The organism is Rhizobacter sp. P2_H3 (assembly GCF_056403355.1).
Window position 1 is genome coordinate 29,988 of the sequence record NZ_JBFUFQ010000026.1, and the last position, 16,283, is coordinate 46,270.

The window sequence follows — 16,283 nt, forward strand, 5'->3', positions numbered from 1 at the left end:
GCGCCTGCCCATGAACCCGCCCGACGTCTCGGTCGTCATCGTCAACTACAACGGCCTGCGCTTCCTGCCCGACTGCCTGGACACCGCGCGCGCGGCGTTCACGCGCCACAGCGCCGAGATCATCGTGATCGACAACGCGTCGGTCGACGGCAGCCAGGAATTCCTGCGCACGCGGCCGGACATCCGCTACATCGAATCGAGCGAGAACCTCGGCTTCACCGGCGGCAACAACCGCGCCGCCGCCGAGGCGCGCGGCCGCGTGCTGCTGCTGCTGAACAACGACACGCGCTGCGACGGCAGCCTCGACGCGCTGGTCGACGAGGCGCTGCAGCCCGATGTCGGCGTGGCCGGCTGCCACCTGGTGTACGGCGACGGGCGGCTGCAGTTCTCGGTCGGCTTCGAGCACACGCCGGCGCGCATCGCGCTGTCGTGGCTCGGGCTCGAGAAACAGTGGCGCACGCCCGACGTGTTCCGCCGCGTGCAGACGCGCCCGGCGTTCTATGCGCAATCGAACCCGTCGGTCGACTGGGTGTCCGGCGCCTGCCTCGCGACGCGGCGCGAGGTGTGGGAGCGGCTCGGCGGCCTCGACGACGCCTTCTTCATGTACTGCGAGGACGTCGACTACGGCCGCCGCGTGCGCCAGCTGGGCTTGCGCGCCAGCTACCGCGCCGACGTGACCGTCACGCACTACGAAGGCGCGGGCAAGGCCTGGGCCGGCCGCGCCACCGTGCTGCGCACGCTGCGCTCGTACCTGCTGTTCGTCACCAAGCACTTCGGGCGCGGCGCGGCGTCGCGGCTCGCGCTGTCGCTGGGCGTGGTGTTCTCGGCGAAGGCGCTGGCGCATGCCGGCCGCGCCGTGCTGTCGCAGAACGCGGAACGCCGCGCGCTGCAGCGCGACAAGCGCAACGGCTACTTCAACGCGGCGCAGCAGTCGTTCGCTGCGTGGTGGAAATGATGAGAACGGCCGGCCGCCTGCTTTGCCTGATCGCCTTCGTGTCGCTGCTGTCGCAGTTCGGCAAGACGCTGCTCGGCATGGCCCACGTGCCCAACATCATCCCGCCGCTGCGCGACGGGCTGCTGCTGCTGCTGGTGCTGTTCGCGATCAGCCGCACCGATGTCTTCAAGGCGCGCGGCTTCTACCTGTGGGCGCTGCTGTGCATCGCAGCCATCTCGGCCACGGTGTTCGTCGCCGCCTTCGACGACCGCCACATCCCCGGCCTGTACTACGCCCGCATCTACCTGCTGCCGCTGCTGTTCGCGGTGGCGCTCGAAGGCATCGTGCTGCGCGCGAGCGACGACGACGTGCGCGCGCTGCTGCGCATGAGCTTCTGGTGCGGCCTGCTCGTCGTGTTCACCGCCTTCGGCATCTTCGCCGCGGTCGAGCTGAGCCCGCGGCTGCTGCGCACGCTGATGGGCGACGACACCGGCACCGGCCCGCTCGCGAGCGCCTGGTACATCGCCGGCGGCACCTGGCTGCGCATGGGCCTGCCGGCCACCGGGCCGAACTCGCTGGGCCTCGCGCTCGGGCTGTATGCGCTGCTGGTCGGCGGCGTGCTGTTCTCGCGCAAGCCGCGCCCGGTGCCGAGCCCCGTCGTGGTGGCGGCCCTGGTGTTCGCGCTGCTCGCGGTCGCCCTCACCTTCTCGCGCAGCAGCTGGCTCGCGATCATGCTGGGCACCGCGGCGCTGGTGCTGGCCTGCGTGCCCGGCGGCGTGCTGTTCAGCCCGGCCAACCTGACGCGCATGGTGCTGGCCGGCGCGCTGTCGGTCGCGCTGATGGGCGTGGCGCTGCTGCTGCTCGACAGCTACAGCGACGGCGCGGTCAGCCGCTGGGCGCTGCTCAACTTCAGCGGCACCGACCCGTCGATGGTCGGCCACCACAAGTCCTTCGTGATGGCGATCGAGTCGCTGGACGACTACGCCTGGCTCGGCTACCCGAAGGGCACGGTGGGGGCGCGCGCCGCGCTGTTCGGCGGCACGCTCTACAACGTCGAGAACAGCTTCCTCGCGGTGTTCTTCGACATGGGGCTGCCGCTGGGCAGCCTCTTCATGCTGTCGATCGCCGGCATGTTGTCGGGCCTGTGGGTGCACCGCAGCCAGTGGTCGGTGCTGATCGGCTTCACGGTCTGCGCGTTCTTCCTGCCGTACAACTTCGAGCCCGACATCGTCGTGTTCTTCCTGTTCGTCTTCACGCTGCTCGGCCGTTTCATGCAGGGCCATGCCGCCGTCTTCGCGCCGCCTCGCGCGCCTTCGCTGTACCAGTCCACCCTCGCCACGCATGAACTTGCCTGAATCGCCGGCTCCCGCGGCGACGGCCGCCCCGGCCCCGCGCGTGCTGCTGCTCGCGCCCTTCCTCTACGGTGAATCGTCCGCCAACGGCGGTGCCGCCCTCTGCTGGGCCCAGCTGAAGGAGCTGGCCGGCGTCGCGACGGTCGCGTTCCTCGGCTTCCGCGGTGCCGGCGGCGCCGATGCCGATCCACGCGAGGCCCGCGACCTCGCGAGCCTGAAGACGCATTGCGCCGAGGTCGACAGCGTGCCGCTGCGGATCGAGCGCAGCGCGGTGCTGCGCGCGCGCCTCGGTTCGCTCGCCTTCGGCGAGCCGGAGCTGGCGCGGCTGTGCCGCACGCCGGCGATGGAATCCGCGTTGCGCGCGATGCTGCTGCGCTTCCGCCCCGACGTGGTGTGGATCCAGTTCCCGCAGATGGCGCAGTACGTCGCACTGTGCGAGGGCATCCCATGCGTGATGGACGTGCAGGACGCCTACAGCCTGTCGGGCTTCCGCCAGGCGCAGCGCGCGCCCGGCCCGCGCAACTGGTTGAACTGGGTCGCCTGGGCGCGCTACGAGGCGCGCCACTACCCGCGCTTCGCCGCGGCGCTGACGCTGTCCGAACAGGATGCGCAGGTGCTGCAGGCGCTGAACCCGGCCACGCGCGCGCTGTCGATGGGCCTGCCGCTGGCCGACGAGCAGGTGCTGCAGCGTGCGCACGGCGCGGCGGTGGCGAACCAGGTGGGCTTCGCCGGCAGCTTCGGCCACCAGCCGAACCTGGAAGGCATGGCCTGGTTCCTGCGCGACATCTGGCCGCGCGTGCGCGAGCGCATGCCGCAGGCGCGCTTCGTGGTCGCCGGCCGCAACCCGCCGGCGGCACTCACGGCGCAGGCCGGTGACGGCAGCGGCATCGAGTTCAGCGGCTTCGTGCCCGACATCCATGCGTTCTACGCGAGCAACAGCGTCACCGTGGTGCCGCTGGTCAGCGGCGGCGGCGTGAAGATCAAGACGGTCGAGGCGATGCTCGCCGGCTCGGCGGTGGTGTCCACGCGCATCGGCGTCGAGGGCACCGGTGCGCTCGACGGCTGCCATGCGATGGTGGCCGACGAGGCGCAGGCCTTCGCCGACCACATCGTGCGCGTGCTGTCGGACGACGCGCTGCGCGCGCGGCTGTCGGAAGCGGCGCGCCAGCACGCGGGCGTCGCGTTCTCGGCCCGCTCGTGGCGCGAGCGCGTGCTGGCGACGGTGAAGGCTTCGCTGAGCGAGGTCGCCGCATGAGCAATGTTCCCTTGGACAGCCAGCACAAGATGTCGGCGACGCGCGGCACGATGTGGGCCTACGTGCAGAACTGGGCGGCGCGCGGCATCACCTTCGTCGTGTTCTTCGCGCTCGCCCGCCTGCTCGGCCCGGCCGAGTTCGGTGCGTTCGCGGTCGCGATGGTGTTCCTCACGCTCGGCGAGATCTTCGTCGAGCAGCTGTTCGGCCATGCGCTCGTGCAGCGCGCGGCGCTGAGCCCGGAGCACATCAACGCCGCGTTCTGGACCACGATGGCCTGCGGCCTGGTGCTCGCGCTGCTGGCGCTGACCTGTGCCCCGCTGTTCGCGCGCGCCTTCGACAGCCAGGGCATCCAGCCGGTGATCATGGCGCTGTCGCCGGTGTTCCTGCTGATGGCGCTGTCGGCGGTGCCGGCCGGCCTGCTGCGCCGCTCGCTCGACTACCGCACGCTCGCGCGCCGCACCGCCACCGCCAACCTGCTGAGCGGCGCGGTCGCGATCGTCGCGGCGCTGATGGGGCTGGGCGTCTGGTCCTTCGTGCTGCAGCAGCTGTGCTTCCACGTCACCGGCACCGTGATCCTGTGGCGCCATGAAACCTGGCGCCCGCACTGGGCCTTCGACCGCGGCGCGCTGCGCGACCTGTCGGGCTTCTCGGCGCGCATCACCTTCGTCAAGCTGCTCGACCTGGCCGAGACGCGCGTCGTCGAACTCGTCGTCGGCCGCCAGATGGGCCTCGCCCTGCTCGGCAACTACGCGCTCGCCGCCCGCGCGCAACTCGCCGCGACGCAGTTGCTGGCCGCACCGCTGTGGGATGCATCGATCTCGGTGTTCGCGCGCGCGCAGGTCGACCGCGAGGCCTTGCTCGATGCGATCGCCACGCGCTCGCTGATGGCCGCGACCTTCATCGTGCCGGCCTTCCTGCTGGCTGCCGGTTCCGGTGCGGTGCTGGTGCCGGCCGTGTTCGGTGGCCAGTGGCACGACGCGGTCGCGCCGTTCCAGATCCTGTGCCTGTTGGGTGCATTGCGCACCATCGCCTTGCTGTATTCGTCGGCCGTGCAAGCCACCGGTGCAGCCGGCGCGATGGTGCAGGTCGGGATCGTGCGTTGCACCTGCAGCTTCCTGGTATTGCCCTTGCTGTTGCCCTTCGGGCCCGCGGGCGTTGCCGCCAGCCTGTTGTTCGGCCAGATGGCGGCAGTGCCCATCATTTTCCGCGTCATCCGACTCTCCCTGGAGATCCCTGCCATGCCCATCATCCGTCAGATCGCCAAGCCGGTGCTGGCCGCTGTTCTCGCTGCCGCCGTCGGCTTCGCCATCGCGAACTTCGCGCAGAGCCGCGTCAACCCCGTTGTCGGATCGGTGATGAGCCTGGGCATCAGCGCCGCGCTGTATGCGCTGCTGATCGTCGCGCTGATGCCGCGCGTGCTGCTGAAGCATGTGTCGCGGCTGCCCGGCGCCGTGGGCGCAGCCGGCGTGCGATTCCTCGAAGGCGTGGTGCGCCTGAACGACGGGATGATGGTGCGCGCCTACCGGCTGCTGATGTGGCTGGCGCGCCCGTTCGCGGCACAGCCGGCGAAACCGGGCGAGGTGGTGATCGTGATCGCCGACGCGTACTCGATGATCGGCTCGGTCGGCGACCAGGCGCTGGTCGGCGGGCTGACCTCGCTGCTGAAGCAGGCCGGCATCCAATCGGCCCGCGTGCTGTGCCGGCCCGGCGTGGACATGCCGGTCGGCGGCGACGTCGCCTTCACCGCGATGCCGTTGTGGGGCCGGCTCGGCCAGGCCGGTGCGGTCGCGAACGAGCTCGCGAAGGCGCGCGCCTTGATCGTGATCGGCGCCGACGTGCTCGACGGCTTCTACTCGCGCTTCGAATCGATGCTGCGCCTCGAGGTGGCGGGCTTCGCGGCGCGCCGCGGCGTGCCGGCGATGGTCTGCAGCTTCAGCTTCAACGACCGGCCCGACCCGGCGATGGCCGGCGCGTTCCGCAAGCTGCCGCAGGGCGTCACGCTGCTGTGCCGCGATGCGGTGTCGCGCGAGCGGGTCGCGCAACTGGTGGGCGAGCGCGTGAAGCTGACGGCCGACCTCGGCTTCCTGCTGGAGCCGTCGCCGGCGAGCGAACTGGAGCGCAGCGTCGCCACCTGGCTGAAACAGGATCCCCGCCCGGGCCCGGTGATCGCGTGGAACCTGTCGCCGCATTCGCTGAAGCTGCTGACGGCCGCGCAGCGCGACCAGGCGGTGTCGGCCTCGGCGGCCGCGATCGCGCGGCTGGTCACCGAGCGCGACGCCCGCGTGGTGCTGGTGCCGCATGACTTCCGCCCGCACGCGAGCGACCCCGAGATGCTGGCCGACGTGTTCTCGCGGCTGCCGGCAGCGGTGCAGCCGCGCGTGCTGCTCGCGCAGGGCCCGTACACCGCGGCCGACGTGAAGCAGTGCTGCCAGCATTTCGACCTGGTTCTGACCGGGCGCATGCACCTGATGATCGCGACGCTGGGCCGCGACATCCCGGTGGTGGCCGTCGAGTACCAGGGCAAGTTCGCCGGCGCGCTGCGCCATTTCGGGCTCGGCGCGGAATCGCTGCTGAGCCCGCTGGAGGTCTGCGAGGCGGACAGCCTGTACCGCTGCGTCTGCGCGCGCCTGGACGCGCTGGACGTGACGCGCGCGCAGATCCGCGCGCGCCGCCCGGCGGTCGAGCAACTGGCCTCGGCGGCCCTCGCCGTTCAACTGGGAGCATGAGCCATGAACGCAGGCATCCGCGGTTTCCTTCTTCGAATGTTGCTCGCGCTGGCCTGCGGGGCCGCGCCCTGGTCGGCCTGGCCGGCCGGCTCGCCGTACCAGCTGGGCATGTACTACTACCCGGGCTGGTCGCCGGGCGTGAAGGGTCCGTCCGAGCCTGACACCTGGTCGTCGATCAAGCCGTTCGCGCAGGACCGCGAGCCGATGCTCGGCTGGTACCGCGACGACAAGGCCGTCACGCTGGACCGGCAGATCGGCTGGATGGCCGACGCCGGCATCTCGTTCATCATCTTCGACTGGTACTGGGAGAACGCGAAGCCGGCGGCGCAGACCGCGGTGCTCGCCTACCAGGCCTCGGCGCAGCGCTCGAAGGTGAAGTACACGCTGATGTGGGCCAACCACACGGCCGAGCCGAAGACGCTGGCCGAGTGGGATGCGCTGGTCGACTTCTGGATCGCCAACCACATGAAGCGGCCGGAGTACCTGCGCATCGACAACAAGCCGGTGATGTTCGTGTTCTCGCCCGACGTGTTCCGCGCGCAGGCGACCGCGATGCAGACGACGACTGCGGCGATGCTGACGCGCGCCCGGGCCCGCGCCAGCGCGGCCGGGCTGCCCGGCATCTACTTCGTGCTCGGCGTGGTGGCCTCGCAGTTCTGGGTGAAGGACTATGCGTTCAACGGCGGCTTCGATGCGATCTCGGCCTACAACTACCACTTCGGCATCGCCGGCGAGGATTCGACGATCACGCCGTACTCGAAGAGCTACGCCGAGCTCGACCAGTACTACCGGATGCAGTGGAACTGGATCGTCAAGAACAGCAAGCTGCCGTACTTCCTGCCGATGACGGCCGGCTGGGACCGCCGGCCCTGGGGCGGCAGCAAGCAGCCGGGGCACGACGACTCGGTGTCGACGCCGGCCAGCTTCGAGGCCCACCTGCGCGCCGGCAAGGCGGTGATGGACGCCAACCCCGACCGCACCAAGCGCATCGGCGTGCTGTGCTGCTGGAACGAATATGGCGAGGGCTCGATCATCGAGCCGACCAAGAAGTTCGGCATGCAGTACCTGGAGAGGATTCAGGATGTCTTCGTCCCCTGAAGCCACTGCCTCCGCCGCCGGCCCCCTGCGCGTGACGGTGCTGCTGCCGCGGCACCTGGACGTCGTCGCCTGGTCGCAGCGCCATGCGCGCGGCGAGGTGCCCGACGCGACGCCCTACGGCTACCACCATGCGCTGCAGCAGGGCTGCAGCCTGAGCTTCTCGCGCGCGACGCCGACCTGGCCGGGCGCGCTCGGGCTGGTCGACCGGGCGCTGCGCAAGCTGCTCGGCTTCGAGCTGCGGCATGTGTGGGCGAACCGCGCGCTGCTGCGGCCCGACCGTGCCGACGTGATCTGGACCCACACCGAGTACGAGCACCTGGGCGTCGGGCTGCTGCGCCGGCTGGGCGTGCCGAGCGCGCCGATCGTCGCGCAGTCGATCTGGCTGGTCGACGAATGGAGCCGCTGGTCGGGCGTGCGGCGGCGCCTGGTGCGCTGGCTGATGCGCGATGCCGAGGCCGCCACCTTCCATTCGCCGCTGAACATGGTGCGCGCCCGCGAGCTCGACCTCGGCGAGCGGCAGGTGATCGTCGACTTCGGCATCTCGCTCGACAGCTACCCGATCGCGACCGAGCGGCCGCAGGCGGTGCTCGACGGCACGCGGCCGTTGCACGTGCTGGCGCTCGGCAACGACCGGCACCGCGACTGGGAGACGCTCGCGCAGGCGCTGGGCGGGCGCGACGGCGTCGAGTTGCGCATCGGCTCGAGCCATTTCCCGGCGCGACTCGCGCAGCCCAACATCAGTGCGCATCCGATGACGCAGGCCGAGGTGGTCGCGAACTACGGCTGGGCCGATCTGGTCGTCGTGCCGCTGCACGAGAACCTGCATGCCTCCGGACTCACCGCGGTGCTCGAGGCGACAGCGCGCGGCGTGCCGGTGGTGGCGACGCGCGCCGGCGGGCTGGACCACTATTTCGACGACGACGGCATCGCGTTCTGCGCGCCGCACGACGCGGCCGGCCTGTGGCGCGCGCTCGATGCGCTGGTGACGACGCCGGGCCGGCGCGCCGCGCAGGTCGCGAGCGCGCAGCAGCGGCTGCTGTCGCGCCGCTTCAGCTCCGAAGGCTTCGCGACGCGCCATGTCGAACTGAGCCGACGACTCGTCGGTGCGGGCCACGAGCCGGCGCCGGTTTCCACCACGTCCTTGCGCACACCCTGATGACGACGACACCGCCCCGCCGCCCCCGCCTCGGCGTGGACTTCCACACCTGGGACGGCATCTTCCAGGGCTCGCGCAGCCACATCCTCGGGCTGTACCGCGAGGCGATCCGGCTCGCGCCGGACATCGACTTCGTGTTCCTGCTCGACGGCACCGACAGCCTGCGCGACGCGCATGCCGAATTCGGTGCGCCGAACGTCGAACTGGTGCGCATGCCGCACCAGCGCGCGCCGATCCGTCTCGGGGTGCAACTGCCGTGGCTGCAGTGGAAGCACCGCATCGACCTGCTGCACATGCAGTACCGGCTGCCGTTCGTGCGCACCGGTGCGTGCGCGTGCACGATCCACGACCTGCTGTTCGAGACGCATCCGCAGTTCTTTCCGCGCGGCTTCGTGCTGCAGTCGAAGCTGACGTTCCGGCATGCGGCGCGGCGCGCGAAGCTGCTGTTCGCGGTGAGCCAGTTCTCGAAGGGCGAGATCGCGCGGCTGTACGGCGTGCCGGCCGACGACATCGCGATCACCTACAACGGCGTGGATCCGCAGCGTTTCAAGCCCGGGCCGGAGGGTGCCGACGCGGTGCGCGAGCTCGGGCTGGAGCCGGGCGGCTACCTGCTGACGGTGGGGCGCCTGGAGCCGCGCAAGAACCACGAGACGCTGATCCACGCGTATGCCGAGCTGGGGGCCGATGCGCCGCCGCTGGTGGTCGTCGGGCAGCGCGATTTCAGCTACGAGCAGATCGACCGGGCCGTCGTGGCGCACGGGTTGCAGCAGCGCGTGCGCTTCCTGTCGAAGGTGGGCGACCAGGCGCTTCCGGCGGTGATGCGGCATGCGATGGCATTCGCGTACCCGGCCTTCGCCGAGGGCTTCGGGATGCCGGTGGCCGAGGCGATGGCGAGCGGCGTGCCGGTGATCACGTCCAACACCACCTCGCTGCCCGAGGTGGGCGGCGCGGCGGCGCTGTATGCCGACCCGAATTCCAGCGCCGAGCTGGCCGCCGCGCTGCGGCAGGTGATCGGCGATGCCGGGCTGCGCGAGCGCATGCGCGAGCAGGGCCTGGCGCAGGTGCGCAAGTTCGACTGGCAGCAATCCGCGCAGGTGCTGGTGCATGGCGTGCGCAGCTTCTTCGCACCGCGGTTCGAGAACCTCGGCGCGCTCAATCCCACCTCCACACCCGACCGATGATGACCAAGACCCTCCGCATCCTCGGCACGCGCGGCGTGCCGGCCGCCCACGGCGGTTTCGAGACCTTTGCCGAGCACCTGGCGCTGTACCTGGTGGAGCGCGGCTGGCGCGTGATCGTGTACTGCCAGGAGGACGGCACCGGCCCGGTGTTCGAGGACAGCTGGCGCGGCGTCGAGCGGGTGCGCATGCCGGTGGATGCACCGGGGCCGAAGGGCACGATCGCGTTCGACTGGCAGGCCACGCGCCATGCCGCGAAGCACCGCGACCTGTGCCTGACGCTCGGCTACAACACGGCGGTGTTCTGTGCGCTGCTGCGGCTGAAGGGGGTGCCGAACCTGATCAACATGGACGGCATCGAGTGGTCGCGCGCGAAGTGGGGCGGTGTCGCGAAGACCTGGTTCTGGATGAACGACTGGGCCGGTTGCTGGCTGGGCAACCACCTGGTCGCCGACCACCCGGAGATCAAGCATCACCTGGGCACGCGCGTGAACGCGAACAAGGTGACGACGATCGCCTACGGGGCCGACCCGCTGCGCGACATGCCGACCGGCCCGGTGCACGGCCTGGGGCTGGAACCGGGCCGCTACCTGACGCTGGTAGCCCGACCCGAGCCCGAGAACTCGATCCTGGAAGTGGTGCAGGGCTTCTCGCGCGCGCCGCGCGGCGTGACGCTGACGGTGCTGGGCAACTACTCGCCGGACAACGCGTACCACCGTGCGGTGAAGGAAGCGGCGAGCGCCGAGGTGAAGTTCGTCGGTGCGATCTACGACAAGCCGACGGTGCAATCGTTGCGTTTCCACAGCATGGCCTACGTGCACGGCCACCAGGTGGGCGGCACCAACCCGTCGCTGGTGGAGGCGCTGGGGGCGGGCAATGCCGTGATCGCGCACGACAACCGATTCAACCGCTGGGTGGCCGGCCCGCAGGCGGGTTATTTCAGCGGCGCGGACGGATTCGCGACGGCGCTGGAAGCGGTGCTGAAGGATCCGGCACGACTGGCCACGATGCAGCAAGCCAGCCGCAGCCGCTTCGAAGAATGCTTCACCTGGAACCACATCCTGGCCCAGTACGAGCAATTGCTTCTGCAATGGTTGCCCGCAACGTCCGATGCCGGCATTCGAGAGCGTGCCTCCTGAGATGCAGTGCCCGCCCGCTTGTCGGTCACTTCAGTCTTTTCCCCTCCACCAGAGCGGCTGGTGCTTCGCGGCGGGTGGGGCCCTGCGCTGGGGGCGATTTCTGAGGCGACGAAGAAGCTTGGTTTCGGGGGTGGCGCGCGTCAGCGCGCTTCGTAGACATACTCATCGGCTGTGTTTGACCACAGCGAACGAAGTGAGCGGAGGGAGTTTGCCGATGCACCCCCGAAGCCGAGCTTCTTCGTGGAGTCGGCGCCCCCGGGGCGCCGACCGCCTCGGCATGAGCCCCCAGCGCAGGGCCCCACCCGCCGCGACACGCAGAAACAGAAGCGACAACCCCCTCACACGAACGCATCGCCCATTCAGGGGGGAGACCCCTCCCACCGGCCCTGCCCTTGCTTACGATCTCTTGTTGCCCCCGGCGCAAGAGAGCGAAGCCATGATGTCCCTGCCTGTCGAGGTCGAAGTTGCGAAGGCACTCATCGACGATTCCGCGTTCGTCACCATCCGCGGCGTGCGGCTGTCGCTCGATGAACTGATCGAGCCGCGCTTGGCCGACATCGCCTACCTCGATGAATTGCGATCGCGCATGCAGTCGGCCTCGCCCTACCCCCACCTCGTCGTGCAGGACTGGTTCAACCCTCGCCTGCTCGAGCTGGTTCATGAAGAATTCGACGTGCTCCCCCGCGACCACTGGAGCACCCAGACCAACGCCTATGCCCGCGTCGAGCGCTCGCGCGTCGGCGCCCGCATGGGGCCGGCCAGCCAGCTGTATTTCTGGACGCTCGGCTCCAGCTTCTTCCTGCATGCGCTCTCGCACATCAGCGGCGTGCCCGACCTCGTCAACGATGCCCACCTGTTCGGCGGCGGCCTGCACGAGACGCTGTCCGGCGGCTCGTTCGGCATCCATGCCGATTTCGACCGCCACCCGCGCACCGCCCTCCACAACGAGATGGTGTTCATCACCTACCTCAACAAGAACTGGCAGCCGCCGTGGCACGGCGCGCTCGAGCTGTGGGACGCCGACCGCAAGCAATGCGTCGGCACCGTCGAACCCGAGTTCGGCCGCTCGATCCTGATGAGCCACGGCCGCACCCACTACCACGGCCATTCGCAGCCGCTCGCGGTGCCGGAAGGCGTCACGCGGCGCTCCATCGCGGCCTACTACTACGCCAACCGCTTCGCCCGTGAAGACCGCCGCGAAGCCATGCTGTCCACCTACCTGTTCGCGAGCCGCAGCGACCGCAGCAAACAGTTTCTGAAGCAGATCCTGCCGCCGATCGTCATCTCGGCGATCAAGCGGCTGACGCGCCGATAATCCCTACCCCCACGTCAACGAACAACAACGAGCCCAGGAAGAAAGAAGCCGCCATGTCCACGCCCTCCACCCCGCCGACCCCGCTGTCCGTCCTCCCCGTCATCATGGCCGGTGGCAGCGGCACGCGGCTGTGGCCGCTGTCGCGCGCCGGCTTCCCGAAGCAGTTCCTCGTGCTGTCGGGCAACCAGAGCCTGTTCCAGCAGGCGGTGCAACGCGTCGAAAGCCTCGGCGCCGMCGACATCGCGGTGCAGGCGCCGCTCATCGTCGGCAACGAGGAGCACCGCTTCCTCGTGCTCGACCAGCTGCGCGAGTTGCGCACCGATCCCGCCGCCGTCGTGCTCGAGCCGCAAGGCCGCAACACCGCGCCCGCGATGACGCTCGCCGCACTTGCCGGCATCGAGAACGGGCAGGACCCGATCCTCGTCGTGACCGCCGCCGACCACGTCGTCACCAAGCCCGCGGCCTTCACCGCGGCGCTGCAGCGGGCCGTGCGCGCCGCCGCCGACGGCGCCATCGTCGTCCTCGGCATCACGCCCGACCGCCCCGAGACCGGCTACGGCTACATCCGCAGCACGCCCGACGGCAAGGTCGCGCAGTTCGTCGAGAAGCCCGACCTGGCCACCGCCGAGCACTACCTGCGCGAAGGCCAGTACCTGTGGAACAGCGGCATGTTCGTGCTGAAGGCCTCGGTGTGGCTGGCCGCGCTGGAGCACTTCCGCCCCGACATCGCCGCCGCCACCCGCGCCTCGTGGGCCGCGCGCAGCAGCGATGCGAAGTTCGTGCGCCCCGGCAAGGCCGAGTTCGCCGCGGTGCCGTCCGAATCGGTCGACTACGCGGTGATGGAACGCTGCCCCGGCAGCCMCTTCGACATCCGCATGGTCGCGCTGGACGCCGGCTGGAACGACCTGGGCGCCTGGGACGCGGTCTGGCAGGTGGCCGACAAGGACGGCCGCGGCAACGCGAGCGTCGGCGACGTGTTGCTGCAGGACAGCGACAACACGCTGGTGCATGCCACCAGCCGGCTGGTCAGCGTGATCGGCCTGAGCGACGTGGTCGTCGTCGAGACGCCCGWTGCGGTGATGGTCAGCGACCGCGCCCGCAGCCAGGAGGTCAAGAAGATCGTCGGCGAGCTCGGCGCGCGCGGCCGCGGCGAGCACAACCTGCACCGCAAGGTGCATCGCCCCTGGGGCTGGTACGACAGCATCGACTCCGGCGCGCGCTTCCAGGTCAAGCGCATCCTGGTCAACCCGGGCGCCTCGCTGAGCCTGCAGATGCACCACCACCGCGCCGAACACTGGATCGTCGTCTGCGGCACCGCCGAGATCACCAACGGCGACAAGGTGATGATCCTCACCGAGAACCAGAGCACCTACATTCCCCTCGGCCAGACGCACCGGCTCGCGAACCCCGGCAAGGTGCCGCTGGAAATCATCGAAGTCCAATCGGGCTCGTACCTCGGCGAGGACGACATCGTCCGCTTCGAGGACACCTACGGGCGAACCAAGTAAAGACAGGGATCCTTTCATGACCATCCTCGTGACCGGCGGTGCCGGCTTCATCGGCAGCAACTTCGTGCTGGACTGGCTGGCGCAGAGCGACGAGACCGTCGTCAACCTCGACGCGCTGACCTATGCCGGCAACCTCGAGAACCTCGCGTCGCTGAACGGCAACCCTCGCCATGTGTTCGTGAAGGGCGACATCTGCGACCGCGCGCTGGTCGACGCGACGCTCGCGCAGCACCGGCCGCGGGCGATCGTGCACTTCGCCGCCGAGAGCCACGTCGACCGCAGCATCCACGGCCCCGGCGCGTTCATGCGCACCAACATCGACGGCACCTTCACGCTGCTCGAAGCCGCGCGCGGCCTGTGGAGCACGCTCGAGGACGAGGCGAAGGCGGCGTTCCGCTTCCACCACGTCAGCACCGACGAGGTCTACGGCTCGCTGTCGCCGACCGACCCGGCCTTCGCCGAGACCAAGGGCTTCGAGCCGAACAGCCCCTACTCGGCCAGCAAGGCGGCCAGCGACCACTTGGTGCGCGCGTGGCACCACACGTACGGCCTACCGGTCGTCACCACGAACTGCAGCAACAACTACGGGCCGTACCACTTCCCCGAGAAGCTGATCCCGCTGATGATCGTCAACGCGCTGGCGGGCAAGGCACTGCCGATCTACGGCGACGGCCAGAACGTGCGCGACTGGCTGTACGTGCGCGACCACGCGAGCGCGATCCGCGCGGTGCTGGCGGGCGGGCGCGTCGGCGAGACCTACAACATCGGCGGCTGGAACGAGAAGACCAACCTGGAGATCGTCCACACGATCTGCGCGCTGCTCGACGAGTTGAAGCCCGATGCGGCCGGCTCGTACAAGCGCCTGATCACCTACGTGAAGGACCGCCCGGGCCACGACCGCCGCTACGCGATCGATGCGCGCAAGGTCGAGCGCGAGCTCGGCTGGCGCCCGGCCGAGACCTTCGACACCGGCATCCGCAAGACGGTGCAGTGGTACCTCGACAACGCCGGCTGGGTCGCCAACGTGCAGAGCGGCGGCTACCGCGACTGGGTCGCGAAGAACTACGGCGAGGCGGCGGCCGCATGAAGATCCTGTTGCTCGGCAAAGGCGGCCAGGTCGGCTGGGAGTTGCAGCGCGCCCTGGCGCCGCTCGGCGAGCTGACCGCGCTCGATTTCGACACGCCGGGTGCGCTGAAGGCCGACTTCTCGAGGCCCGACACGCTGGCCGCGACGGTGCGTGCGGTGAACCCGGACGTGATCGTCAATGCCGCGGCGCACACCGCGGTCGACAAGGCCGAGGGCGAGCCGGCGCTGGCACGCGCGATCAACGCGACCGGCCCCGGCGTGCTGGCGCGCGAGGCGGCGGCGCTCGGCGCCTGGCTGGTGCACTACAGCACCGACTACGTGTTCGACGGCAGCGGCCACGCGCCGCGCCGCGAAGACGCACCGACCGGCCCGCTCAGCGTCTACGGCCAGACCAAGCTCGAGGCCGAGGAGCTGATCCGCGGCAGCGGCTGCAAGCACCTGATCCTGCGCACCAGCTGGGTCTACGCCGCGCGCGGCGGCAACTTCGCGCGCACGATGCTGCGGCTGGCCGGCGAGCGCGACAAGCTGACGGTGATCGACGACCAGATCGGCGCGCCGACCGGTGCCGACCTGCTGGCCGACGTCAGCGTGCACGCGCTGCGCGCCGCGATGGCCGACGCGAAGCTCGCCGGCACGTACCACGCGGTGGCCGCCGGCGAAACCAGCTGGCACGGCTATGCGCGCTTCGTCATCGAATGGGCGCGTGCGCGCGGCCACGCGATCAAGGTGGCGCCCGAGGCGATCGAGCCGGTGCCGACCACCGCGTTCCCGACGCCGGCGAAGCGCCCGCTGAATTCGCGGCTGTCGTGCGACAAGCTGAACCAGGCCTTCGGGCTGCGCATGCCGGCGTGGCAGGCCGGCGTCGAACGCATGCTCACTGAAGTGCTGGGCTGACAACACTCGTTTGGGAGAACATATGAACCGCAAAGGCATCATCCTCGCCGGGGGCTCCGGTACCCGGCTGCACCCGGCGACGCTCGCGCTGAGCAAGCAGCTGATCCCGGTGTACGACAAGCCGATGATCTATTACCCGCTCAGCGCGCTGCTGCTGGCCGGCATCCGCGAGATCCTGATCATCAGCACGCCGCAGGACACGCCGCGCTTCCAGCAGCTGCTGGGCGACGGCCGGCAGTGGGGTCTCGACCTGACCTACGCGGTGCAGCCGAGCCCGGACGGCCTCGCGCAGGCCTTCCTGATCGGTGAGCAGTTCCTGGCCGGCGCGCCGAGCGCGCTGGTGCTGGGCGACAACATCTTCTACGGCCATGACCTGGGCACCCGGCTGACGGACGCGGCCACGCGCACCAGCGGCGCGACGGTGTTCGCCTACCCGGTGACGGATCCGGAGCGCTATGGCGTGGTCGAGTTCAACGACCRGGCGCAGGYGATCAGCCTCGAGGAGAAGCCGAAGCAGCCGAAGAGCCGTTATGCGGTGACGGGCCTGTACTTCTACGACGAGAAGGTCGTGTCGTATGCGAAGAGCCTGAAGCCGAGCCCGCGCGGCGAGCTGGAGATCACCGACCTGAACCGGCTGTACCT

General features: G+C 70.0%; 13 protein-coding genes. All 13 read left to right on the top strand.

The features are described from left to right. Positions 1-10 precede the first annotated feature (10 nt). Positions 11-955, top strand: coding sequence for a glycosyltransferase family 2 protein (locus AC1D1T_RS07875; RefSeq protein WP_477991724.1), 945 nt, complete (start codon positions 11-13; stop codon positions 953-955). Then, positions 955-2,289 carry a hypothetical protein gene (locus AC1D1T_RS07880; RefSeq protein ID WP_477825259.1) on the top strand — a complete coding sequence of 445 codons (1,335 nt, stop codon included), beginning with the start codon at positions 955-957 and terminating at the stop codon, positions 2,287-2,289. Before AC1D1T_RS07875 ends, AC1D1T_RS07880 begins: the two co-directional genes overlap by 1 nt. After that, a complete protein-coding gene (locus tag AC1D1T_RS07885; protein WP_477825260.1) occupies positions 2,276-3,541 on the top strand; it encodes a glycosyltransferase family 4 protein in 1,266 nt (421 codons plus the stop codon). The genes AC1D1T_RS07880 and AC1D1T_RS07885 overlap by 14 nt, the downstream gene beginning before the upstream one ends. Further along, complete coding sequence (locus AC1D1T_RS07890; protein ID WP_477825261.1) at positions 3,538-6,267, top strand: oligosaccharide flippase family protein; 2,730 nt, start codon at positions 3,538-3,540, stop codon at positions 6,265-6,267. The genes AC1D1T_RS07885 and AC1D1T_RS07890 overlap by 4 nt, the downstream gene beginning before the upstream one ends. Positions 6,268-6,270: 3 nt before the next feature. Next, positions 6,271-7,365 carry a glycoside hydrolase family 99-like domain-containing protein gene (locus tag AC1D1T_RS07895; protein ID WP_477825262.1) on the top strand — a complete coding sequence of 365 codons (1,095 nt, stop codon included), beginning with the start codon at positions 6,271-6,273 and terminating at the stop codon, positions 7,363-7,365. Then, complete coding sequence (locus AC1D1T_RS07900) at positions 7,349-8,521, top strand: glycosyltransferase (protein ID WP_477991725.1); 1,173 nt, start codon at positions 7,349-7,351, stop codon at positions 8,519-8,521. The genes AC1D1T_RS07895 and AC1D1T_RS07900 overlap by 17 nt, the downstream gene beginning before the upstream one ends. After that, entirely contained in the window at positions 8,521-9,702 is a 1,182-nt protein-coding gene (locus AC1D1T_RS07905; protein WP_052211243.1) for a glycosyltransferase family 4 protein, read from the top strand. The genes AC1D1T_RS07900 and AC1D1T_RS07905 overlap by 1 nt, the downstream gene beginning before the upstream one ends. Next, the gene (locus AC1D1T_RS07910; protein ID WP_477826139.1) at positions 9,702-10,838 is read left to right on the top strand and encodes a DUF1972 domain-containing protein; all 1,137 of its coding nucleotides are present in this window, start codon (positions 9,702-9,704) and stop codon (positions 10,836-10,838) included. The genes AC1D1T_RS07905 and AC1D1T_RS07910 overlap by 1 nt, the downstream gene beginning before the upstream one ends. Before the next feature lie 436 nt (positions 10,839-11,274). Beyond that, complete coding sequence (locus AC1D1T_RS07915) at positions 11,275-12,153, top strand: 2OG-Fe(II) oxygenase (RefSeq protein ID WP_477826138.1); 879 nt, start codon at positions 11,275-11,277, stop codon at positions 12,151-12,153. A 53-nt stretch (positions 12,154-12,206) separates the two neighbouring features. After that, positions 12,207-13,661 carry a mannose-1-phosphate guanylyltransferase/mannose-6-phosphate isomerase gene (locus AC1D1T_RS07920; protein WP_477991726.1) on the top strand — a complete coding sequence of 485 codons (1,455 nt, stop codon included), beginning with the start codon at positions 12,207-12,209 and terminating at the stop codon, positions 13,659-13,661. 16 nt (positions 13,662-13,677) lie between these two features. Then, the gene (gene rfbB / locus AC1D1T_RS07925; protein ID WP_477826136.1) at positions 13,678-14,748 is read left to right on the top strand and encodes a dTDP-glucose 4,6-dehydratase; all 1,071 of its coding nucleotides are present in this window, start codon (positions 13,678-13,680) and stop codon (positions 14,746-14,748) included. Next, positions 14,745-15,641 carry a dTDP-4-dehydrorhamnose reductase gene (gene rfbD, locus AC1D1T_RS07930; protein WP_477826135.1) on the top strand — a complete coding sequence of 299 codons (897 nt, stop codon included), beginning with the start codon at positions 14,745-14,747 and terminating at the stop codon, positions 15,639-15,641. The genes rfbB and rfbD overlap by 4 nt, the downstream gene beginning before the upstream one ends. 22 nt (positions 15,642-15,663) lie before the next feature. Then, positions 15,664-16,283: glucose-1-phosphate thymidylyltransferase RfbA (rfbA, locus tag AC1D1T_RS07935; protein WP_477991727.1), on the top strand; the 620-nt coding region annotated here is incomplete at its 3' end.